Below are 22,190 nucleotides of genomic sequence, written 5' to 3'. Positions count from 1 at the left end.
GACGCCACCGGACTACTTCGGGCGGACTCCGTCCAGCAGGTTGTTCACGAGTCCGACGATGAAGTCGTCGGTGACGGGTTCGTCGGGGATGAGCAGTCGGTGGTAGACGGCACCCCAGAGCTGGTCGACGAGAATCTGCACGTCGACGTCGGCGCGGATCTGGCCGAGTTCCTGGGCTCGGTGGAGACGTTCTCCCGCCAGCCGGCGCCGCTGCGACGAGTAGAGCTTCCGGTAGGCGGTGGCCAGGTCCTGGTCCGTCTGCGACTCGCCGATGAGCTCGGCCAGGATGCGACCTCCCGGGGTCCGGGTCATCACCTGTGCGAAGGCGCGGAGTTGGGCGAGCAGGTCGGCGCGGATGTCCCCGGTGTCGGGGAAGGCGAGCGTGTCCTCGACGGCGTGGAAGTAGCCGTCGAGGGCGAGCGCACCTCGGGAGGGCCACCATTTGTAGAGGGTGGTCTTGCTGACGCCCGATGCCCGGGCGACGCGTTCGAAGGTGAGGTCGGCGATGCCCTCGCCGAGCAGCAGCTCCCCGACGGTGCGCAGGACGTCCGCGCGGACCTCGTCCGCGGGCCGGCGCCCCCGTCCGCGACCGCTGCCCTCCCCGGCGGTGGGTCGGTTCGTGTCGTTCGCCATGTGTGCTCCTGCTCGGTTGCCGGGGGGGGTGGGCCGGTTTCTGTGTCAGGTCGCGCGCGGTGTCAGGGAGCGATCCGCAGGCTCGCGATGAGCCCGTCGCGCAGGACGAAGGTCATGGGGCCGGTGCCGTTGTGGCCGTTGCCGGTCACGGTCAGGGTCGCGACATAGGTGTCGGACGACGCGCCGGGCTCGATCGCGTCCAGCGTGAGATGTGCCTGTACGCCGATGTTGTCGGTCCGGTCCCAGGCGCGCACTCCGTCGCGGCCGCGGAACTCGCGGCCCCAGTCGTCGAGTTCGGCGTCATGGGTGAACGCGGCGGCGAACGCCTCTGCGTCGCCGCGGTTGGTCGCCTCGACGAAGGTCTGGATGGCTGCGGGGGTTTCGATGATGCTCATGGTAAATGTCTCCACCAAAGTGGCCGCGGGACGCACGCCCTGAGGCCCTCTCGGCGTCCCGGGCCAGGGATTTCAGCTCTGGACGGTGAGCAGGTCGGCGAGGCCGATGCGGGTGAGGAAGCCGCGGCGGATGCGGTCGGCGGTCACGGAGACCTCCTCGGATCCGTCGTCGGCAGGGTCGACGTGCACACGGTAGGGGCGCTTCCCGGCGGGCAGGGCGACGATGCGGGCGATCTCCTCGGAGACGAGCGACGCGGGCGCGTCCTCGGGAGCGAGGGCGGCGAGCTTTGTCGCCACCTGCTCCATCAGGCCGGGGTACCGGCTCTCGTACTCGGCCTCGACGGCGGTGTCGTCGGGGTGGCCGGAGTGAGCGAAGTGGTTGGTACCGCTGGTGAACGAGCCGGGGACGACGATCGAGGTCTCCACGCCCCAGCGGGCGAGTTCGCCGGCGTAGGACACCGCGAGGGAGTCCATGGCGGCCTTGGCCGCGAAGTAGGGGGCGAGGTAGGGCGGGGTGCCGCCTTTGACGCTGGTGCTGGACACCCAGAGCACCAGTCCCCGCCGGCGCCGGCGCATGCCCGGCAGCACGGCGCGGTTGACGCGCTGGGTGGACAGGACGTTCACGTTGTAGAGCTCGGCGAGCTGGTCGGGGGTGAAGGCTTCGGCCGGCCCGGTCACCATGTGCCCGGCGTTGTGGATCAGCACGTCGACGCCGCCGTGCTCGGCTTCGATCTGCGCGACGGCGGTGTCGACCGAGGGCTGGGAGTTCACGTCGAGTTCGACGGACCGCAGGTCGACGTGGTGCTCGTCGGCGTACTGGGCGGCGGCCCGGACCTGGGGCGCGTTGCGGCCGGTGGTCTGGCGCATGCCGGCGTAGACGGTGTGGCCGGCGTCCGCGAGCGCACGGGCGGTGAGTGCTCCGAAACCGCTGGAGGCGCCGGTGATGACGACGACGTTGCCGGTGGTGGACATGGACGTGGTTCCTTTCCGCGATGACAGTGCAGGAGTGGGGTGGAGTGGGGTGGTGCGTGTAGGGCGGGAGGTCAGGCGAGTCCGCCGTTGGCGTAGAGGACCTGGCCGTTGACCCAGCGCGCGGGACCGGCCAGGAACGAGACGACCTCGGCGATGTCCTCGGGCCCGCCGAGCCGCTCCAGCGGGGTCGCCTTGGCGAAGTTAGCGATGGTGGCGTCGTCCTTGCCGTCCAGGAACAGCGGTGTGGCGGTGGGGCCGGGCGCGACGGCGTTGACGGTGATGTCCCGGCCGCGCAGCTCACGGGCAAGGATGAGGGTCAGGCCCTCGACCGCGGCCTTGCTGGCGACGTAGGCGCCGTAGCCCGGCAGTTGGGTGCGGACCACCGAGGTCGAGACGTTCACGATCGCGCCACCCGGGCGGACCCTGCGTGCCGCCTGCTGGGAGACGACGAAGGTGCCGCGGATGTTCGTACGGTGCATCCGGTCCAGGTCGGCGAGGTCCAGCTCCACGATCGGGGACAGGACCATGATCCCGGCGGTGTTCACGACCACGTCGATGCCGCCGAAGGCCGACTCGACCGCGTCGAAGGCCGCGCTCATCGCGCTCTCGTCGGCGACGTCGCCGCCCACTGCCAGGGCCCTGCCGCCGGCGGCGGTGATCGCGGCCACGGTGCCCTCGGCCCTGGCCTTGTTTCCCGCGTACTGCACGGCGACCGCGAAACCGTCCGCGGCGAGCCGCTCGGCCGCGACACGGCCGATGCCGCCCGAGCCGCCGGTGACCAGTGCGACACGGTCAGTGGTGGGGGTGCTCATGGGGGTCTCCTTTTCACGTGCGCCTAAATGAACGACACGTTCATATAAGCATGAAATGAACGCGCCGTCCATATCGGAACGGGTGTGGCGGATGTCTTGCAGGCTTTTCCACCAGGTGTCCGCCGCTTCACGCAGGGGTCTTGGTGTCGGCCTGGGATGGCCGGGCGGTGCGGGTATGACGGGTGGCGCCGCACACGTCCAGTCGTACGTCAGGAGAGGCATGTCTGTCAGAGCCGAGACGTTCGGATACGCGGTACGGGGTGCGCGCCGCAGGGCAGGACGGGGGTTCGTGCTGGGGACCGTACTGGCCCTGGTCGCGTTCGTTCCGCCGGCCGGCGCGAGCACACGGGCCGGGAGCGGCGCCGCGGATGCCGTCGCGTGGACCACTCGGTACGTGGCGCCCGGGGTGGAGGTCCGTACCGGGGTGCTCAGTGACCCGCAAGCCGCCGGGGCGTGGACCGTCACCGTCCAGGCCCCGGCCGTCAACCGCCTCACGGGTGCCGCCACCTGGGCCCCGCTGGGTGACCGCGGGTGGGCCGACACCACCGCCGGGCAGCTGCGGGCCGCCGGGTTCGCGCCGCGCGTCGAGCAGGTGACCTGGGACCAGTACGCCGACACGCCCCACGGCACGATGGGCTGGCAGGTCAGAGTCGGCGGGTACGCCACGCAGGCCGAGGCGGGGACGCTGGGCTCGGCGATGGCGGCCGCCGGTTTCCGTACCTCCGTCGAGTGGACGGGCTACGACGGACGCCGGCCCGCCGACGCGGAACGCGTCCACGTCGCCGTCGTCGATCCGGCCCGGCTGCGCGGCACGATCGAGGTGAGTGACGGCGGGGACGCCGCCGACCGCGAGAAGACCTCGACGGTGGCCGGCCGGCTGGGCTCCCTGGTCGGCGTCAACGGCGGCTTCTTCGTCACGTCCGACGCGGACGGCGTCCAGGGCACCTCGGCCGGACTGTCCGTGGTGCGCGGCGAGTTGCAGTCGATGGCGGCCGGTTCCCGTGCCGCGCTGATCCTCGCCGACGGCGGACGGCACGTCCGGGTCGCGGACCTGTCCACCACGGTGACCGTCCGTTCCGGCTCGGCCGTCCACGCGGTGCAGGGCGTCAACCGGGTCCCGGGCAAGGTGCGCAACTGCGGCCGCCCCGGCGCCGTACCCACCGCACTCCCCCGGCAGGACGTCACCTGCTCGCTCGCGGACGACCTGGTGAGGTTCACCTCCGAGTTCGGGGCGCCCCTGCCGGCCGGCAGCGGTGTCCAGGTGGTCCTCGACCGGCACGGTGCCGTCGTCTCCCAGGGCGACCGCGGCGGCTCCGTGCCCGCCGGCGGCTCGGTCCTCCAGGGCACTGGGACCGCAGCCGCCTGGCTCGCCGAACACGCCGCACCGGGGCGCCGGCTGGAGCTGCGGGAGACGGTCCGGGACGCCTCGGGCAGGCAGGTCCGGCTCGGCCCCGACGACAGTGTCGTCAGCGCGGCCCCGACGCTCGTCGAGGACGGCCGGGTCCACATCGACGCCACCGCCGAGGGCACACTCGACCCGCTCGACCTCTCCTTCGGGTTCGCCTGGTCCAACGTGCGCCAGCCGCGCACCCTGGCCGGCATCGACGGTCGCGGGCGGCTGCTCCTCGTGACCGTCGACGGCCGGCAGCCCGGTGTGAGCGAGGGCTTCACACTCGCCGAGGCCGCCCGGTTCATGCGCTCACTCGGCGCGGTACAGGCCCTCAACCTGGACGGCGGCGGCTCCACCGCCATGGCCGTCGACGGCAGCCTCGTCAACACCACGTCCGACGCCACCGGCGAGCGTGCCGTCGGCGACACGGTCCAGGTCCTGCCGCGCACCGGACAGGACTGACCACCCCCGCGCGGCACCGTCGGGGGTCCGTCGGGAATCCGGTGCCACCGGAGATCGGCGATCCGGTACGGCTGGGGACGGCCTCGCACAACCCTTCGGCTCGCCGGCGGGTCCCATACTCTGCGGCGGGCGGCGAGGCTCCGCGGCCCGGTGCCGTCCGTGTACGTGTACGTGTCCGTGTCCGGCCTCGCAGTGATCACGGGAGTCTCACCGTGCGCCAGAACAGACCCTCCGCCACACACAGACCACGCCGCACCACCGGCGTCGCCGCCGCGACCCTGCTGCTCACCATCGGAGCCACCATCACGGCGACGGCCCCGCCCGCCGACGCCGCCCCCGCTCCCATCACGCACGACGACTTCAACAACGACGGCTACCGCGACCTCGTGGTCTCGGCCCCCGGCGGAACCGTCAGCGGGAAGAAGGGCGCCGGCTACGTCGCCGTCCTGTACGGGTCGGCGAGCGGCCTGTCCCTCGTGCGCCGGGCGACGTTCAGCATGAGCACGCCCGGTGTGGTGGGCCTCGCCCGGACCGGCGACCACTTCGGGCAGGCCACGGCCACCGCCGACGTCGACCGGGACGGCTACGACGACCTGATCGTGGGCACCCCCGGCAAGGACATCGGTGCGGCCGTCGACGCGGGCTCGGCCACCGTCCTGTTCGGCTCACCCACCGGGCTGCGCGCCACCGGCAGCAGGGAGCTGCAGGAGATCCTCCCGGTGGCGGGCAACCGGTTCGGAGCCGCCCTGGCCGCCGGCTGGTTCAAGGTGGACGACTCGTCGGTGGCCATCCTGTCCAAGGACACCCTGTGGTCCTTCGGCTTCGAGGTCGTCTCCGACGGCCGCCGGATGGAGACGGACTACACCTCCCTGTCCAGGTTCGTGCCCTCGGACTTCCGTCCCACCGCCCTCACCATGGGCGACTACAACAAGGACCGCGCGGACGACCTCGTCATCCTCGGGAGCGGGACGTTCGACAAGGCCGGTGTGTACGGCCGGGCCGTGTACGTGTCGGGCGGGCGCGGCGGGTGGGCGGACCACTACGAACTGACCGGCGGCGGCCAGGTCGGTGCCTCGGGGGACGTGAACAAGGACGGCTACACCGACGTCGTCGTCGGCGCTCCCGACGACCGGGACTCCCAGGGTCACCTGACCACCCCCGGCGGGTTCTTCGTCCACTTCGGCGGAGCGTCCGGGCCGGGCAGTCCGGAGGGCGGGTACAACCGTCAGTACTGGACGCAGAACTCGCCGGGTGTCCCGGGCGTCAACAAGCCCGCCGACCGCTTCGGCGCCGCACTCAGCGTCCGGGACGTCGACGGCGACGGATACGACGACGTGGCGATCGGCGCGCCGGGCAACGACATCGGCAGCGCCGTCGACGCCGGCACCGTCTGGGTCATGCGCGGTTCCGCATCCGGCCTGACCACGAAGGACATCCGTGTGCTCAGCCAGAGCCCACGCGCCGTCCCTGGAATCCCGGAACGCGGTGACCGGTTCGGCGCCGCGGTACGGCTCATCGACGCCGACCGCGACAGGAGGGCCGGCCTGATCGTCGGGGCTCCCGGCGAGGACGGCGGCGACGGCGGAGTGTGGGTCTTCCCCTCTGCCACCAGCGGGCCCTCTCCCAGCCGCGCATGGTCCTTCGACGGCGGCACACTGCACGCCCCCGACTCCGACGCCCGTTTCGGCCAGACCCTTGCCCCGCACGGCCGCTGACAGCGAACCCACCGGGCACGCAGGCGGGCGAGGAACGGGGGTGCGTCGAGATCCTCCGGAGGACCGAGGAGCTGACCGCCGAGTGCGTCAAGGACATCATGTAGGGAACAGGGTGCGGTAGAAGTCGAGGTCCGGGCCGAGCAGGGCCCGGACCTCGTCCGTCGTCGCGGGCGAGGCCCAGACATTGCGGCTCGACTTCGCGACGGTGTTGGCAGGGTGTACCAGGGCCACGAGGGCGTCGCCCGGTGTGGTCGCGGTGGCGGTCCGGTTGATATGCCGGTTGACGAACACCGAGTCCTCCGCGACGGCCTGGTCCGGGTAGGGTGCGCGGAGCCAGAGGTCGCGGCGGAAGCAGAGGCTCTGGCCCGCGAGCCACCGGGGCAGCCGGTTCGGCCAGGTGAAGCGCCAGGTCCGGTCGGCGGCGGGGTCGTAGTGGAGCACGCTTGTCATCCCGCACAGCTCGGCCCGTCCCGATGTCAGCTGCCGCACCTGCCGGCTCAGCCGGTCGGGGGCCTGCCAGTCGTCGTCGTCCCAGTGCGCGATGATGCTCCCTCTGGCCGCCTCGCAGGCGAGATTGCGTGCGGTGCCCACGGTGACGCGCCGGTCGATCCGGTGGTAGCGGACGGTCGGCAGGTCCGGTATCAGGTCCTCGACGGGGTCCGTTCCGTTGTCGATGATCACCAGCTCCTTGTGGGGGTGGTCCTGACGCAGGAAGTAGGAGATCGCCCGCGGTACGAAGCGTCGCCGGTTGTACGTCGGCATGATGCAGCTCACGAGCGGGGGCGGGAGCGTGTTCATGCGCGGGCCGGGGCGTGGTCCGGGAGCGGGCAGGAGGCTCCGGTGCGGCGGTACTCCCGCCGCACCGCCTCGACGAGGTCCTCGTCTCCTACGGGTGTGCCGTTGTCCAGACCGCGCAGGACCGCGTACAACGCGGCGTTGCGGATCTGGCCGCCGGTCAGGTCGCAGCGGCGGGCCGTGTCGGCCAGCACCGCGGGGCTGACCCGGTGGTCGCCGGGCAGGTGGGCGGACCACAGCCGGCGGCGCAGACCGGCGTCGGGCGGCACGAAGTCGACGGTCACGTCCATCCTCCGCAGGAAGGCCGGATCGATGCGGTTCCCGGCGTTCGTGGTGACCACGACGATTCCCTCGAAGGTCTCCAGCCGCTGCAGCAGGAAGTTGGTCTCCAGGTTCGCGTACCGGTCATTGGCGTTCGCGACGTCGGTCCGCCGGGTCATCAGCGCGTCCCCTTCGTCGAGCAGCAGCATGACGTCCAACTCCTCGGCTCGGCTCAGGAGTTGGTCGAGGCTGCGTTCGGTCTCCCCGATGTACTTGTTGACGACCGCCGCGAGGTCCACCCGGAACACGTCGAGACCGAGCGTCGCGGCGAGGTGCCGGGCCGCCAGGGTCTTGCCGGTGCCGCTCGGGCCGCCGAACAGGGCGCGTACGCCGCGGTTGAGGCCGCCTCGCATGCCCCCGGCGGCCGTCGTCAGGCGTTCCCGGTGCCGGCATCGCATGGCCAGGGTGCGCAGCTCCGCCGCGGCGGCGGGGGTGAGGACCGGCGGGTCACCGGCCGGCAGCGGGTCCAGCGGGTGGGCCAGCACCTCCAGGCTCTGCCGGTCGAGGGTCCTGGTCGCGGCGGCGACATCGGCCGGCGTGACCGCCGTGCGGCCCGCCGTGCGTGCCCCCGCGACGGCCAGCGGAGCCGCCCGGTGGATGCTGCCCGGGGTCAGCAGGAAGCGGTCCACGATGGTGTCGAGGTCGGCCGTGCCGCCCGTCACACCGAGGTCGTTCCAGAGTCCGCGGCGCTCCGCCGGTCCGCATGCGCCGAGGGTCACGGTCAGCGCCGGATCCAGCGCCTCACCGGTCACCCCGCCCGTGCGGCCGATCACGACGCCGAGCGGCTGATCGACGCCGGGCGGCCGGGGCAGGGTCAGGGTCTCACCTGGTCCGGGTGCGCACCGTACGACGGGAAGCACGTCGCCGATCGAGGCGAGGGCGCCGAACAGCCGCCAGGTGTCGTCGCCGGGCCGCCCCTCGTACACCAGCAGATCCCGGTCCAGTGCGGCGGCCAGCGAACCGAGCAGGGTGGTCCGGCCCGAACCCGCCATTCCCCGGACGATCAGCGCTGCGACGGACCCGTCCCGCAGCAGCGCGGGCAGCCTCGGAACCGTCGCGGCGGCGTCGGCGCAGAGCACGACCCGTTCCAGCGGCGGGAACTCCGCCCGCGACCGGTGGGTCAGCCCGGCCGGCAGCGCGTCGGGGCCGATCCGGCCGCTCCGCAGCAGATCCCACACCGGTACCGGGACACGCACCACCCACTCCGAACGCGGGTCGGCCGGATTGTCGACGTCCAGCAACCCGCGGCGTACGAGGTTCTGCACCCGGCCGGTGAGGTCGTACACGGTGTGGGAGACGTCGGCGAGCAGCCAGCCGAGCAGGCCGACGCAGGGCCGCCGCGACGGGAGGGGGTGCTGGAGATGGGCGAAGAGCGCGCCGAACCGGACGTCCTCCTCGATCAGTCCGGCGGCCATGAGGAGCAGTCTGTCGGGGGCGTCGAGCCGGTGCGGCGACGGGGGTTGTCCGAGTTCCGGGGAGAGGGCGTCGGAGCGTGCCGCGGCGCGGTACTCGTCGAGCCAGGGCGGGTTCGCCAGGGGATCGGACGCGGTGTGCGGCGCCTCCGCGAGCCGGTGCAGTATCCGGTCGAGCAGATCACGGCCGGTGAGATCGGCCGTCGCAGTGATGGTCGGCATGTCAGTTCCCGCCGTCATGGCCGTCGTGGTCGAAGCGGTCGTGGTCGAAGCGGTCGTGGTCGAAGCCGTCGTGGTCGAAGCCGTCGTAGTGGAAGGCGTCGTAGTGGAAGGCGTCGTAGTGGAAGGCGATGATCCGGCCCAGGGCCGGGACCCAGCCCGGATCCTGGTCCAGGCCGCTGGACCGGGCGGTGAGGTCGATCTGGTGCAGGCCGAGGATCACGTCGACGTGGGTCCGGCCGATCAGGAGGGTCCCCGGTCGCGCGAACACCTCCGGGGTGAGCCGGTGCCGGGCCAGGAGGTCCCGCAGCCGGCCGGTGACCCCGTCGAGCCGCACCGGCGTGGGGGTGAGCGGGTCACGGCCGTCGAGTTCGGCCAGGATCCGCCAGATCGGGTCCCGGTCTCCGGATCCGGGCCCGGTGGCGGACGCGTCGGGAAGCAGCCAGGCGCCCAGTGCCTCCAAGGTCGCCCAGCCTGAGACGGGCGCGGGGGCGTCGTCGGTGCGTGGCAGGTCCAGCCAGGTCATGAGGTTGACCGCGTAGAAGAGGGTGGCGAAGCGGGTCTCGACGAGCTCCCCGACTGCCGAGCTCTCCACCCTGGCTCGGGATTCCGCGAGTTGTCGGGCGGGAGTCGGGTTTCCCGTCGCATCGGGTGGGTGGGGAGTACCGGCCGGGTCCGGACGGCGTACGGCAGCGGCCGGGGGCCGGGGGTTCGGTGGATGGGAGCTCGGTGGCCGGTGGTCGGACGCGGTGTACCCGAAGTCGACCGGTTCGTCCGCCCGTTGGGGGGCGCCGGGGCTCGTCGAGCCGGCTCCGGCCCGGCGGGGCGTGGCGTGCGCGTACGGCCCGGCGGGGTTCCGGGCAGCCGGATCCGCGGGCCGCAGTCGGGCGTCGATATCCCTGGCGAGGCGGTCGTCGCGGGCGGCCCACGGCGTGGCCGCGAGCGTCAGCCCGAGGGCCAGCAGCGCCTGCCCGGCCGGCCGGAGTCCGGTGCCGAACTGTGGCAGGAAGGGCGCAGGGATGAGGGTCCGATCCTGCGCGGGACCGGACAGCCGAACCGGTGTGGGACCGGACAGCCGATCCGGTGCAGGGGCGGAGAGCCGATGCGGCGCAGGGTCGGGCAGGTCGTCCGGCGAAGGGGCGGGCAACCTGTCCGGTACGGGGTGGAGCTGCCGGTCCGGTACGGGGCCGCGCAGCCGGTCCGATGCGCTCGCGGTCCCGTCCGAGGCCGCCCCGGCCCCGGTCGCACCTCCCCCCACCCCGCCCCCGGCCGCCTCCGCCGCAGCCCCGACTGGTGCTCCTGCAGCCCCGGTTCGCGCCCGCGGCGTGTGAAATGCCGTCAGGATCGCGTCGATCACAGCCTGCGCCTGGGCGTCCGACAACAGGTCTATCGCGCGTACGGCGTCCCCCGCCGCGTCCGGGAAACCCGGGGAACGCCGTGCCAGTTGGGCCAGTGCCGCGGGTACCCAGGCCGGCCGATCCAGCCAGAGCCGGGCCAGTGTCGTGCCGGTGCCGGCCGAACGCACTCCCCTGCGGACCTCCGCCGGCCAGTACCAGCGGTCCGCGGCGCGGCCCGTGACCAGATCGGCCGTCAGGCAGGTCATGGCCTCGACCTCGTCGCTGAACATCACAGCCGTGCAGTCCGGCGGCGTCGGGCCCAGCGCGGGCCGGGCTGCGCTCCTGCGCAGGGCCGCGACCCGGTCCCGTACCGCGCGGGGCTGTGCGGCGGGCACGCTCAGCCGGCGGATCACCAGCACGGACCGGTCCGGCACGGGCGGGGCGAGACCGAGCGCGCGGACGGCGGCGTACGCGTCGGGCGGGCCGTGCCGGGGCCGGTGCAGGCGCATCCTGGCGATGCGTACGGCGTCGCTCACGTGGCGGTGCCCTTCGGCGTGTCCCCGGCCTCGGAGGCCTTGGTGTCGGAGGCCTCGGTGTCGGAGGCCTTGGTGACCGTCCCGCCGCCGTAGCTCTGCTGCCAGGGCAGGTTGGTCATGAACACCACGTAGGTGGGGATGGTCTCGGAGGCTTCGAGGTTCTCCCGGACCCAGTAGTACGTCAGGTGGGCTCCCCGCTCGTCGGAGTTGAAGGAGGTGAGTTCCGGCGGGAGTTGCCAGGACTGGCGGAGCGCGAAGTCGGCCACCGACCAGTCGACGACACCGCCGTAGTTCGCCGCACCGCCGAAGAAGGTCCACGGGTCGAACAGGGACCCGGTGAACGCGGCTGCCGACTTCCTGGCCGCCGTGGCGGCCGAGGCGGCGTCCTTGCTCGCGGTGAGGGACCCGTTCTGGAAGGCGGCGGGCAGGAATCCGACCGGAGGCAGCAGCCCGAAGTTCTCCGTGGCCGTCGCGTAGCGGGCGAGTCCGCCGGCGGAGATCAGGTCGATCTGATCCTGGAATTGCAGGAACCGCGCCTGGCCGTCGGCGTCGCGTCGGTCGGCGACCGTTGCCGACCAGCCCGAGGTGACCGGATCGGGGGTGGTGATCCGGCGCCGGGCCGACCAGTTGTCGAGGTCGACCACCTTCTGGCCGTCCCAGCGGAAGACCGCAAGGGGCAGGTCCAGGTCGGTGAGGTCCGCCGGGTCGAGACGGTCGAGTCCCGAGTACGCGCGGTCGAAGGTGAAGGGGAAGATGGGCAGGTCGACCAGTTGCTCGGCTCCGTAGCACCAATGGGCCGTCAGATTGCGCAGGTTGCCCTCGGTGGCGTCGACTCCGAAGACCGTGGTGAGGGTGGGCAGGGCGATCGCCCGGATCTCCACCCCTTCCGTGGTCCAGCGGGCCGCGCACCCCGGTGACAGGGTGCTGTCCGGCGATGCGGCCAGCGACACCTGTCCCTGCCGCTGCTGGGCCGGACGGGCCGTGAGCAGGTACGCGCCCGCGGCGACGCCGGTGTCCGTGCCGCCGGTCGAGCAGCGCGAGAAGACCGCGGTGCCGGCGGTGGTGGTGGCCGAGAGGGCCAGCGGCAGCGTGATCGTTCGCGCCGCCACGACCGGCTGCCCGGACGGGTTGACACCGGTGCCCGAGGCCACCGTGAGGGTGGTGGCACCCGAGGTCACCCAGAGTCCCTGGACGACCCCGGCACCGGCCGCCCGGCCGATACGGGCGTCCCGGGTGAGCAGGCTGGCCTGGCCGGTGGCCAGGTCCTCGGCGGCGAGCAGCCGCCCGTTGACGTAGTTCGGCAGCAGCGCGCCGCCGGTGAAGTCCGTCCCGATCGTCTGGCTGCTCATCGCTTCTGGCTCCGCCCGCTGGTCGTCCTCGGCGCGACGGTCCTCGGCGCGGCGGCCTTCGCCCGGGTGGTCCTGCTGCGGGCGGGCGAAGGCTCCTCGTCGTCGGGTGCCGGGACGCGGTGGAAGACCACGATGCTCGCCTCGTCCCGGTTCCAGCCGGTGAAGTCGACGGCTGCGCTGTCGATCCAGCTCGCCAGCGCGGTACTGCCGGAGGCGGGGCCGGCGAGGGTGAAGTCCTCGGCGGGGAAGACGAAGCGCACGTAGGCCGGGAACGGGCTGTTGCCGGCCGGGGCGCTCGTCGTCACGTGCCAGACGTTGCCGTTCCGTGGGTCCCGGGTCGGGCCGGTGACCGTCAGGGGGTCGCCGGTGGTCTCGTCGTACGCCCGGACCTGTGGGGTCTGGACAAGCATGTCGTGCCGGGTGCCCCGGGGGTCGGGGTGGAACCACAGCTCGAAGTCCAGCTGGTCCGCCGTCGCGCCGGTGCCGGTGACGGTCACGAAGGGAGCGGAGGTGAGGGGGGTGGCGGCCGGCGGGGTGGCCTCGGCCGCTGCGGTCGGCGGGTCCTGCGGAGTCTGCGCGGTCTGCTCGTTCCGCGCTTCTTCGGGCAGCAGGGTGCTCGTCGTCCCGTTCGCCGTCGCGTAGGCCAGGACCGCTCCCCCGCTCGCGGCCGTGTTGAGGAAGCGGACGCCCTGCTGGTCGCGCCATTGGTCCAGCGTCCAGACGCCCCCGATGACCACCGCGTCGGACTCGAACCGCGCGCTCAGTTGCTGACCGGCGGTGGGCTTGAACCCGGGCGGTGGGGTAAGCGTCCATACGTTCGCATAGGTCGGGGATTCCGACCCGCCTGACGGCTTACCGGTCGCCGTGAACGCGTAGGTGGCGCCGGTCTCCGTGGTGACCTGGATCGGACCGTGCAGGGTGACGGCGTAGTCCACCGGATGGAACCAGGCGTCGAGGGTGAAGGCACTGGCCGTGGGCGGGGAGGGGACCAGCGTCACCAGCTCGACCGGTTCTCTGTCGATCCGCCCCGGCGGGGGCAGTTCCTGGATCAGCTGGGTGTTCACGAGGCTGGGCCGGCCGGCGACTTCGACATGCATGTTGTAGATGGAGTTGACGTCTGTGCTGAGCCCGTACATCTGGAGGGCGCCGAGGAGGATCGCCGGGTCCGAGGACTGCGACGGGGTGATCAGGTCCGGTTCGAGCCGGGGCCTGACCTCGCTGACCCAGATGGCGAAAATCTCGTCCCAGATCAGCGCCGCCCGCCATCTGGCGATCTCGTAGGCCACCAGCGGCGTGCCGAACTCGTCTATGTCACCGGGGCCGTTCGGCGCGACGTCGGCCAGGGCACGGACCGCGGCGAGCAGCGCGTCCTCGTCCAGGAAATTCCCCTGCGGCTGCTCGATGACCGCGACCGAGGCGAGGAGCCGTCCCAGCCGTCGGTCGCTGTCCCAGCGCGGCATCTCCGGGGGGTCCCAGCGCAGTTCGACGGTCCAGGAGTCGCGGACGCGGGACGCCACCTGGGTCTGGTCTCCGGTGCCGCACGGCCGGCCGGGCAGCGGCACCAGGCCGTCCAGGCACTCGGCATAGCTCGCGACGACATAGATCGTCGCGGCCCCGGAGCCCTCGGTGTGCTCCTCGACGATGCCCGGATGTGCCTGCTCCTGGGCCGTCAGCCAGTCCTGGAGCCGGAGGCACTGGGACTCGGGGACGGTGAACTCCCGCCCCCACTGGTCGATGCCCGATCCGCGGCCGACGGTGATGACGTAGTCCCCGCCGCCGTCGGGGGCCAGGTCGACGGACACCTGCAGGCCGTAACTGGTGCCGTACCCGTGCAGCAGGCGCCGGTGCCGGTAGGTCTTCTCCTGGTGGTACAGCTGTTCCTGGAGGAACTCGTCGAGGCCGAGCACCATCCCGTACGAATAGTTGACCCGCTGGTCGGGGCAGAGCGTTCCCATGGACAGGGAGACGCAGGGCCCGGTGGTGGGCTCCGTGGTGGTCATCGCGGACTTCTCCTGATCTCAAGATGGCTCGTGCGGCGTCTACAGGGCGTGCAGGGCACCGATCCGGTCCCGGTCGCCGACGACGCGGTCGGTGATGTCGAAGGGGTGGGCGTAGCCGAGATAGCCGGCGGCGAGGACGCCGCTGCCGGTCACGATCGGTGCGAACGCCGGGCCGGCCACGACCTGGGTGTCGATGCCGAGCCGGGCCCGGCCGATCACGAACAGGTCCTGGAAGCGGCTGACCTCGAACGCGGTGTGGCCCGGTTTCGCCGCGGCCACGATCCGGGACACCATGGCGGCGGCGTCCGCCGACAGGTCACCGGGCACCAGCACGTCGAAGCGGTGGGCGAGGCGGCGTACCCGGGTCCGCGGGTCGTCGTCGGCGGTACCCGGTGCCGGGGCGGCGGCGTCCCGGGTCAGGAACCGCTCCACGACCCGGACCCCCGACGTGGCCGCCGCCCCGCCGCACTCCCCCACTGGGTCGAAGACCCGCTCGTCCACGACCGGGTCGAGGAACACCCGCAGCATCGCGACGAGACCGGGAACCGTGCCCCGGCGGCGGTAGAACGTGTCGACGTGCCGGATCAGGAAGCGTCGCCGTTCGGTGTCCCAGAGCGGGTCGAGGGCGAGTCCGAACCAGGCCGCGAGCCATGGCAGATCGGCGGTCGGTGCGGTGCGCGCGTCGAGCAGCAGGTGGGTGTGCTCGATGCGTTCCTCGATCGCGGTGTAGAGGCCTTCGGGGTTGGCGAGGAACCGCTCCAGGAAGCGGTCGGGGCCCTGGGTGGCCGTGTAGACCTCGGGCAGGTAGTGCTCGGGGTAGGAGAACCGCGGGTACCAGGCGCGCAGCGAGCGCAGCAGCGGCGAGGAGCGGCCGGTGCCGGTGAGGGTGATCTCCAGTTGGACGTAGCGGCCGGTGATGCCCTGGAACAGGAGTTCCCAGGTGCCGGTGGCGTCGGGCAGGGTGCCGTCGGACTGCCGCCGGTCGGCCCAGACGTCGGTCCAGGGCAGTTCCGGGCCGCCGGAGCGCAGGTAGGGCACCGGCTGGTCGAGCCAGGGCCGCAGGGACAGCAGGGCGGGGTCGTCGTCGGCGCGCGCCCTGATGGTCACGCCGGTGCCGGTCGGCACCTGGGCGTCCAGGAAGAGCCGGTGCCACACGCATCCCGGCAGCCTGCTGTCGAAGGTGTCTCCTGGTACCGTCCCGGCGGGGTCGAGAGCGGTCACGAGGGTCGCCGTGGTGGCGAACCGGCACTCGTTGAACACCTCCAGGGAGATCCAGCGTTCCCCGAAGTCGTACCAGGCGCCCGCTCCGGAACGGACCAGCGCCCGCCCCGCCCACCGGCGCATCGGCAGGAAGTCGTCGTGCGCCCGCACCGCGCCGGTGTCGGGGTCCAGGTCGAAGGCGATCACCTGGGCGCCCTCGGCGTCGGCGACGTACAGGACGGGTGGTGGCAGCGGGCCGGTCGCGGGCGGCCCCGCCAGGTAGCAGAAGTCGTGGCCGAGCAGCGAGTACAGGGTCGGGGTGTTCGTCGGGTCGCGGGGGTCGATCACCTCGACGACGTCCTGGAGCGGCGTCGTCCAGCGCAGTTGTCCGCCGTCGAAGCGGTACAGCGTGGAGTGGCCGCTGCCGGGGCCGGCGTCCAGGACCAGCACGCTGCCGTCGGGCCCGGGTTCGATGGCGACGGCGTGCAGGGGGTTGCCCGCCGCGTCGGCCAGCGGCCAGGGCTCGGGTACGGCGGGACTGGTCGGCGTCGGTGCCGGGGTGCCGTCGGCGGGCCCGAACTGCGCTGTGGGGATGCCCTGTTGGGGTTGTCGGCCGCGGAGCCGGAAGTGCTCGTCGAGTCGCCAGTACGCGGAGTGCGTGGCGTCGAGGACGAGCACGCCGCCGTCGGCGGTGTCGGCGAGGTCCCAGGGGTCGAAGGCGTCGCCGTCCGGCCACGGCAGCCGCAGCGGTGCGCCGCCGCCGCGCAGGTCGAACACGAGCAGCCCGGCCTCGCACGGTGTCTGCCGGCCGCGGTAGCCGACGAGGAGGTACTGGTGGGTGGTGACTGCGAGCCCCTGGAGCAGGATGTCCACCGGCGGGCAGGCTCCCGTGTGCGTGAACGTGCCCGGTTCGGCGGTCCGGCAGGCGCAGTTGTCCGCCAGGTCGTCGACGGTCCACCAGGTGGACGCCGCCCGGGCGGACGCGGCACGGCCGCGGACGGTGCGCCGGTCGGCGTCGATCCAGTACCAGTTGCCGTAGGCGTCGCGGCCGGAGCCGCGGCGGACGTCGGGGGTGAGGGGCGGGGTGCGGCCCGCCCGGCGGAACAGCGGTGTGTCCCGGCGCAGCCGGAGCACGCCGAGGTCCGGGTCGTACTCCCAGGCGGTGCCGTCGGTGGCGGGTGCGGTGTCGGACCACGCGTCGGAGAGGGTGCGTCCCGAGGCCGCGTCGGTGCAACGGCCCCAGTCGTCCATCCCGTTGACGACGTGGTACTGGGAACCCTGTACATCCATCGTTCACAGCTCCTTGGCGTGGTGGTCCCGGGTGCGGCGGTCGCCGGTCAGCAGGTGTCGGGAACGACCGGGACCGGTACCTGGGTCGGCGGTGCGGGCTGGCTGCCGCCGGTCAGGACGGCCGGGTCGGGCGCGGCCCCGGAGACGACGGTCACGGTCGCCGCAGGCAGGCGCAGGCCGCTGATCGGCACCGCGTCCACCGGAGAGACGATGCTGCCGTCCGCGGCGGTCATGGCGATCAGGACGGAGTCGACGTAGCGCACCCCCGGGACGCGGGTGGCGATCGCCTCGATGTCCTGCGGCCGGACGTCGACGCCCAGAGGCCAGCCGGTGCCGGTCGCCGTGGGTGTGATCAGGCCGCCGTCGTCGGCCGCCGTGGCCGGAAGGCCGCCGGTCAGCGGGGAGAGGTAGGTCTCCACGGCCCGGGTGACGGCCTGTTCGACGATCGACGGCACCTGGCCGGGCAGTGCGACGATCCCGACGGAGACCCGGATCGGCTGGTACTCCGGTCCGCGTACGTGCAGTTCGGTGGTGATCAGCCGGCGCGGGTCCAGCCACCCGCAGACGGCACCCAGGAACTGGCGGTCCGGCAGCGGGGCCGTCGGGTGCAGCGGATCGGAGCGGGGGACGACCAGGACGGTCACCATGCCGGCCCAGTCCTGCGGTTCGCCGGGCCGGTCGGGGTTGAACAGGGGCAGCACCTCGACACGGCCGAGGTCGACGCCCGGGGTGCGCCGGGTGAGGTCGCGGAAGTCGTCGGCGGTGACGAGCCGGTCGCGGTGGCGCAGCCAGCGGGTCACGGCGCTCTCGCCGTCGGCGGTGGACTCCCCGTCGCCCGCGCCCCACGTGGGCACCGGGTTGGTGAGGCCGAAGCCGCCGGGCAGCGCGGCGCTGCGGTTGATCCCGCCGATCGCGACCTGTCCCTGGAGTCCGCCGCCGGAGGAGTACGCGGCCCGGATCGCGGCCCCGCGCGCGGGGCGCCGCCCGGTCAGGCCGTTGCCGAACAGGAGCTTGCCGGTGGCGCGTTCGAGGGTGAAGACGGTGTCGTCGGGGCCCGCGGCGTAGATGTCGTCGATCTCGGACCAGACGTGCCAGGTGTCGTCGGTGTCCTGAACCTCGACGGTGAGTCCGCCCGGCGCGTCGTCGCCGAGGACCGGGGTCCGGGCCAGGGTGAAGGTCTGGAACGGGGTGCCCGTGCCGGTTCCGACGCGCTCGGCCGGGACCGTCACGGACTGCACCGCGCGGGTGGCGTTGACCCCGGCCCAGGTGATCCGGCCGGTGGGGCCGCCGGTCGCGGCCGACAGTGAGGCCAGAGTCGTCGTGGAAGTCGTGGCGGACGAGTCCGTGACCGAACTCCCGCAACCACAGCCGCAGCCCGATCCCGAACCCGCATCCGATCCCGTGCCGGTGCCCGTGCCCGTGCCGGTGCCGGTGCCGGTGCCGGTGCCGGTGCCGGCCGCCGTGGGCTCGTACCGCAGTCGGATCCAGGTGACCAGGCGGGCGGCGACCGCCGCGTCGTCGACGCGGGGCGGGAAGTCGCCGGTGCCCTCCTCCTCGGGGTCGAAGTTCCACAGCAGCAGTTGTTCGTACGGCGGCAGCGTGACCTGGACCAGGCCGGGCCGTTCGAGGACGGGCTCGGCGTAGGTCACCGGCAGCCGGGTGTAGCGGGCCGGGCCGACTCCGAAGCCGGGGCCGGACAGGCCGGACGGATCGGGTTCCGGTGCGGCGATCTCGAACACCAGCCCGGGGTCGGCGGTCCGGGTGCCGGTCTGCTGCGGTGGCAGCACCTGTCCGGCGACCCGGGTCGCCGGGTAGACGCCGATCGACAGGCTCTGGCCGGCGATCGCCCGCCGTACCGCGTCGAGGTCGGCGTTCTTCGGTGCGAGCAGCGCGACCCAGAGCGAGCGGTCGACGGTGCCGTTCACCGGGTCGCCGAGGTCGACCACCGGGTCCGGCCTGCCGGTGGCCGGCGGGTCGAGCGCCACCGGCTTGTAGAAGGTGAGGACGTCGGTGTCGGTCTCCAGGAACGTCTGGTAGATGAGCTGGTAGCGGCTGCGGGTCGCGGCGTCCAGGGCGGTCTGCGGCTGCTTGTAGTACAGCGCCGATGTCACGGGCAGTACGGCCAGCGGGATGCTCGTGGTGAACGGGACCTGCCCGGCTCGCAGTTCGGTGCCCGCGGGCAGCGGCAGCGGTGGGGCGAGCGGCCCCTTGTCGTTGCCGACCGTGACCAGGCCGGTGCCGGGGCTCGGCGACTGGAGGGCGATGCCCAGCATGCTGAGGAACTTGAGCCGGTTGGCCTCGGGGATGCGGTTGCTGCGGTAGAGCAGGTTCTCGGTGAGGAACGCGAACAGTTCGAGGAGGGTGACACCGGGGTCGGACTCGTTGAGGTTGGACCACTCCGGCGTGTGCACCGGGACGCGGGCCAGCGCCTCCTGGACGAGCTGGTCGAAGGAACGGTCGTCGAGGACCGGAATCGGCAGGGTCACGGCTGGTCCTGGCCTTCCGCGCCGAGGGTCATGCGCAGTCGTTCGCGGTCCCCGGTGGCGATCAGGGTGTAGACGAGGGTGAGGTCCACGTCGCGCGGGTCGGCGGCGTTGACGTCGGCGGTGACGTCCTCCAGCCGGATGCGCGGCTCCCAGCGGGTCACGGCACGCTGGACGTCCTCGACGATCAGCCGGAGCGTGGCCACCGTGTTCGGTTCGAACAGGTACCGGTCGAGGCCGCAGCCGAAGGCCGGGCGTTCGACCCGTTCCCCTGGGCGGGTGCGCAGGATCGTGACGACGGACTCGCGGACGTTGGTCTCGCCCACGGACCGGACGATGCCGCCGTCGGGGCCGACGCGGGGCGGGAACGAGATGCCCTGTCCGTAGAGCGCTGCCGGCGTTGTCATGGTGTCGGTCCTTTCGGGAGGCCCGTTGGGAGGAGGCCAGTCGGGAGAGGGCCGGTGCGCAGGCCGATGGGAGGCGGCAGCGGACCGGCGAAGACGAAGGGGTGGCTGGGTGCGCCGAGCACCGGCGGGCAGGGGTCGCGGGCGAGGACGGTACGGATGACGTGGGCGGTGGGGTCGCGGACGAACGGGTCGCCGTCGGACACCGGGACGAACCCGTAGAAGAGGGAGCGTGTCGACCGGCCGCCGGCCGCCATGCCGAGGGTGGCCGCGGCGGATCCGGGTGGTGCGAAGGCGGCGACCGGGGTGGCGTGCAGCGGCAGTTGCCGCTCGCCGGGCAGCAGCGCGTCGTCGGGTCCGGCCGCGGCGGCCGGGCGGATGACGAAGAACGGCCGTTCGCCGAGCGCGGGTCGTACGGCGTGGTCGGGGATCCCCGGCCGGCGGCAGACGAGGCTCGCCGCGACGAGGTAGTAGCGGTGGGCCGTCGGCCAGTACAGCGGGTACGTGCCGTCGGGGGCCGGGGTGGGCGGGAGGCCGGCCAGGTCCGTGGGGGTCCGGCCGCCGGTGCCGCCGGTCGTCGCCAGGAACACGTCGAGGAAGTCGTCGGTGTCCAGTTCGGCGATCAGCGGGCGCAGGAAGGCCGGGCCGGCGGTGCCGACGGTGTCCGTGGTCCACAGCGGTGCGGGGGCGGTCCACTGGAGCCGCTCGGGTCCGGCGCTCACTGGGTGTTCCCGGCGCCGCCGGCGTAGATCTTGCCCACCACGTTGTTGGCGATGAGCGTGTCGCACTTGAACGCTCCGTCGTGGGACCACATCGCCGGGCTCGACTTGGCCGAACCCGCGTCGATCTGGAGGGCCTGGGCCTTGATGGAGAGCGTGCCCGCGGAAGTGAGGGTGATCCCGGCCGGTGCCAGCTCCAGCGAGTTGCCGCCGGAGTCGGCGAGCCGGATCGTGCTGCCGCCGTCCTCCAGGGTCAGCTGCTGGCCGCCCGGGGTGCGCAGGGAGAGGGTGACGGCACCGTCGGTGTCGTCGAGGGTGATGCGGATCCCGGTCCGGGAGACGATCGACCTGAGGTTGTTGCCGTCGTCCATGGACTCCGGCGGCTCGTCCTGTCCGTTCCACAACGCGCCCATCACATAGGGCCAGTTGGGGTCGCCGCCGCCGAAGCCGACCAGGACCTCGTCGCCGGTCTCCGGTACGAACCAGGTGCCCCGGCCGCCGCCGGCCATCGTGGTCGCCAGGCGGGCCCAGACGGCGTACTCGTCGCCGCCGGGGTCGGGCGACCAGGGCAGCCGCACCTTGACCCGGCCCTGCCGTTCGGGGTCCTGGTTGTCGCAGACCACCGCGGGATACATCCCGAAGTACTGTGCGCGCGGCGTGGTCATCGGGCACTCTCCAGTCCGGGCCGCTCGACGTCGAACTCGGTGCGGTAGCCCTGGGCGAGGTCGTAGCTGTGCCGGACCCGGCAGACGTAGTAGTCGCCGTCGAAGACGGTGCCGAGGCCGGTGAGGCGGACCCGGATGCCGACGCGCAGGGCGGGGTTGCCCGCGGTGAGGCCGGTCCCGGACACGAACCGGCGGGCCCGCTCCAGATAGGCGGCCCTCGCCTGGGCCCGCGCGTCGTCGCCGTCGAGCGGCACGGACCGGACGATCCGTTCGCTGCGTTCGGCGAACGCGGCCGCCAGGACCGACGATCCGCCACGCTGGCCGGGTGCCAGCTCGGCGGCCAGGACGCCGTCGTCCGCGGTCTCCAGGACGGCCGCCTTGTCGGCGACCGACCAGCCGGTCACCGCGATCTCCGTGACCTGGTGCGCCAGGTCCGCGCGGACGGAGAACGACAGCAGGTCGCCGCCGTAGTCCAGGCTCAGCGTGTCCCCGGTCCGGTCGGGTCGGCGTCGGATGCGCAGGGTGCCGCCGTCGAGCTGGACCTCGCCGTCGTCGCTGCGGGCGAGGCCGCGCAGGAACGCCAGGTCGCTCTGGTTGAGCTGGGCGGTCACCTTACGGACCGGGCCGTCGAGGTCCACGTCCGCGGTCAGGCCGTGGTCGCGGGCGAGCCGGCCGGCGATGTCGGCGGTGGTGGCCTCGTCGAAGGTGCGGGTGCGCCGGGTGAGCCGGAGGTCCTGGAGCCGGTCCTCGGCGAACACCAGCGCCCGCACCGGGCGGTCGGCGGGGTAGTCGGCCTGGAGGGCGCTGACCTTTCCGTCGAAGACCGGGCTGTCCGTGCCGTCGGTCGAGAAGGACACCCGCAGCGGGGTACCGAGGTCGATCGGGTCGCCGCCGAGGTACCGGTAGCCGGGCACCGCGTCGCGGGCTCCCCAGTTGCTGAAAGTGGCCTCGCACCAGGACAGGCCTGCGGTGGTCTCCTCGACCGTCAGCGCCATCAGGTCGCCGGCCGCGCCGGGGTCGACCGTTCCGTTCAGGGCGATGGCCGGGGTGGACAGGTAGGCCGCGAGCAGCGGGCTCATGG

Annotated in this window: 17 protein-coding genes; 2 read left to right on the top strand and 15 right to left on the bottom strand. The window is 72.9% G+C overall.

What is annotated here, in order from left to right; translation table 11 throughout:
- Positions 1–12 precede the first annotated feature (12 nt).
- The 4 genes from ABZ887_RS32080 to ABZ887_RS32065 form a co-directional block, all read right to left on the bottom strand.
- The gene (locus tag ABZ887_RS32080; protein ID WP_361296915.1) at positions 13–633 is read right to left on the bottom strand and encodes a TetR/AcrR family transcriptional regulator C-terminal ligand-binding domain-containing protein; all 621 of its coding nucleotides are present in this window, start codon (positions 631–633) and stop codon (positions 13–15) included.
- Between the two features lie 62 nt (positions 634–695).
- A complete protein-coding gene (locus ABZ887_RS32075; protein WP_361296912.1) occupies positions 696–1,028 on the bottom strand; it encodes a nuclear transport factor 2 family protein in 333 nt (110 codons plus the stop codon).
- 72 nt (positions 1,029–1,100) lie between these two features.
- Positions 1,101–2,000, bottom strand: coding sequence for an SDR family oxidoreductase (locus ABZ887_RS32070; protein WP_361296909.1), 900 nt, complete (start codon positions 1,998–2,000; stop codon positions 1,101–1,103).
- A gap of 71 nt (positions 2,001–2,071) precedes the next feature.
- Positions 2,072–2,812 carry an SDR family oxidoreductase gene (locus ABZ887_RS32065; protein ID WP_361296906.1) on the bottom strand — a complete coding sequence of 247 codons (741 nt, stop codon included), beginning with the start codon at positions 2,810–2,812 and terminating at the stop codon, positions 2,072–2,074.
- Between the two features lie 220 nt (positions 2,813–3,032).
- Here ABZ887_RS32065 and ABZ887_RS32060 point away from each other — a divergent pair, with 220 nt between their 5' ends.
- Positions 3,033–4,664 carry a phosphodiester glycosidase family protein gene (locus ABZ887_RS32060; RefSeq protein ID WP_361296903.1) on the top strand — a complete coding sequence of 544 codons (1,632 nt, stop codon included), beginning with the start codon at positions 3,033–3,035 and terminating at the stop codon, positions 4,662–4,664.
- Between the two features lie 212 nt (positions 4,665–4,876).
- Entirely contained in the window at positions 4,877–6,379 is a 1,503-nt protein-coding gene (locus ABZ887_RS32055) for a hypothetical protein (protein ID WP_361296900.1), read from the top strand.
- 96 nt (positions 6,380–6,475) lie between these two features.
- On the opposite strand, the gene ABZ887_RS32050 is transcribed toward ABZ887_RS32055, so the two are convergent.
- The 11 genes from ABZ887_RS32050 to ABZ887_RS32000 are packed head-to-tail and all read right to left on the bottom strand — an operon-like array spanning position 6,476 to position 22,188.
- A complete protein-coding gene (locus ABZ887_RS32050; protein WP_361296897.1) occupies positions 6,476–7,177 on the bottom strand; it encodes a glycosyltransferase family A protein in 702 nt (233 codons plus the stop codon).
- Positions 7,174–9,129, bottom strand: coding sequence for an ATP-binding protein (locus ABZ887_RS32045; protein ID WP_361296894.1), 1,956 nt, complete (start codon positions 9,127–9,129; stop codon positions 7,174–7,176). Before ABZ887_RS32045 ends, ABZ887_RS32050 begins: the two co-directional genes overlap by 4 nt.
- Before the next feature lies 1 nt (position 9,130).
- Positions 9,131–10,999 (bottom strand): hypothetical protein, encoded by a 1,869-nt coding sequence (locus tag ABZ887_RS32040; RefSeq protein WP_361296891.1) that lies wholly within the window; start codon positions 10,997–10,999, stop codon positions 9,131–9,133.
- Positions 10,996–12,348, bottom strand: coding sequence for a hypothetical protein (locus tag ABZ887_RS32035; protein WP_361296888.1), 1,353 nt, complete (start codon positions 12,346–12,348; stop codon positions 10,996–10,998). The genes ABZ887_RS32040 and ABZ887_RS32035 overlap by 4 nt, the downstream gene beginning before the upstream one ends.
- Positions 12,345–14,348, bottom strand: coding sequence for a hypothetical protein (locus ABZ887_RS32030; protein WP_361296885.1), 2,004 nt, complete (start codon positions 14,346–14,348; stop codon positions 12,345–12,347). The genes ABZ887_RS32035 and ABZ887_RS32030 overlap by 4 nt, the downstream gene beginning before the upstream one ends.
- A 39-nt stretch (positions 14,349–14,387) precedes the next feature.
- Positions 14,388–16,838, bottom strand: coding sequence for a phage tail protein (locus tag ABZ887_RS32025; RefSeq protein ID WP_361296882.1), 2,451 nt, complete (start codon positions 16,836–16,838; stop codon positions 14,388–14,390).
- A gap of 47 nt (positions 16,839–16,885) precedes the next feature.
- A complete protein-coding gene (locus ABZ887_RS32020; protein WP_361296879.1) occupies positions 16,886–19,324 on the bottom strand; it encodes a putative baseplate assembly protein in 2,439 nt (812 codons plus the stop codon).
- Positions 19,321–19,728 (bottom strand): GPW/gp25 family protein, encoded by a 408-nt coding sequence (locus ABZ887_RS32015; RefSeq protein WP_361296876.1) that lies wholly within the window; start codon positions 19,726–19,728, stop codon positions 19,321–19,323. Before ABZ887_RS32015 ends, ABZ887_RS32020 begins: the two co-directional genes overlap by 4 nt.
- Positions 19,725–20,447 carry a hypothetical protein gene (locus ABZ887_RS32010; protein ID WP_361296873.1) on the bottom strand — a complete coding sequence of 241 codons (723 nt, stop codon included), beginning with the start codon at positions 20,445–20,447 and terminating at the stop codon, positions 19,725–19,727. Before ABZ887_RS32010 ends, ABZ887_RS32015 begins: the two co-directional genes overlap by 4 nt.
- Positions 20,444–21,109 (bottom strand): phage baseplate assembly protein V, encoded by a 666-nt coding sequence (locus ABZ887_RS32005; RefSeq protein ID WP_361296870.1) that lies wholly within the window; start codon positions 21,107–21,109, stop codon positions 20,444–20,446. Before ABZ887_RS32005 ends, ABZ887_RS32010 begins: the two co-directional genes overlap by 4 nt.
- The gene (locus tag ABZ887_RS32000; protein WP_361296867.1) at positions 21,106–22,188 is read right to left on the bottom strand and encodes a contractile injection system protein, VgrG/Pvc8 family; all 1,083 of its coding nucleotides are present in this window, start codon (positions 22,186–22,188) and stop codon (positions 21,106–21,108) included. Before ABZ887_RS32000 ends, ABZ887_RS32005 begins: the two co-directional genes overlap by 4 nt.
- Positions 22,189–22,190: the final 2 nt, after the last annotated feature.

The sequence above is a fragment of the Streptomyces sp. NPDC047061 genome, assembly GCF_040643955.1.
Lineage (GTDB): Bacteria > Actinomycetota > Actinomycetes > Streptomycetales > Streptomycetaceae > Streptomyces.
The sequence above is the reverse complement of the archived record's forward strand: the minus strand, read 5'-3'. Positions and strand labels throughout refer to the sequence as shown.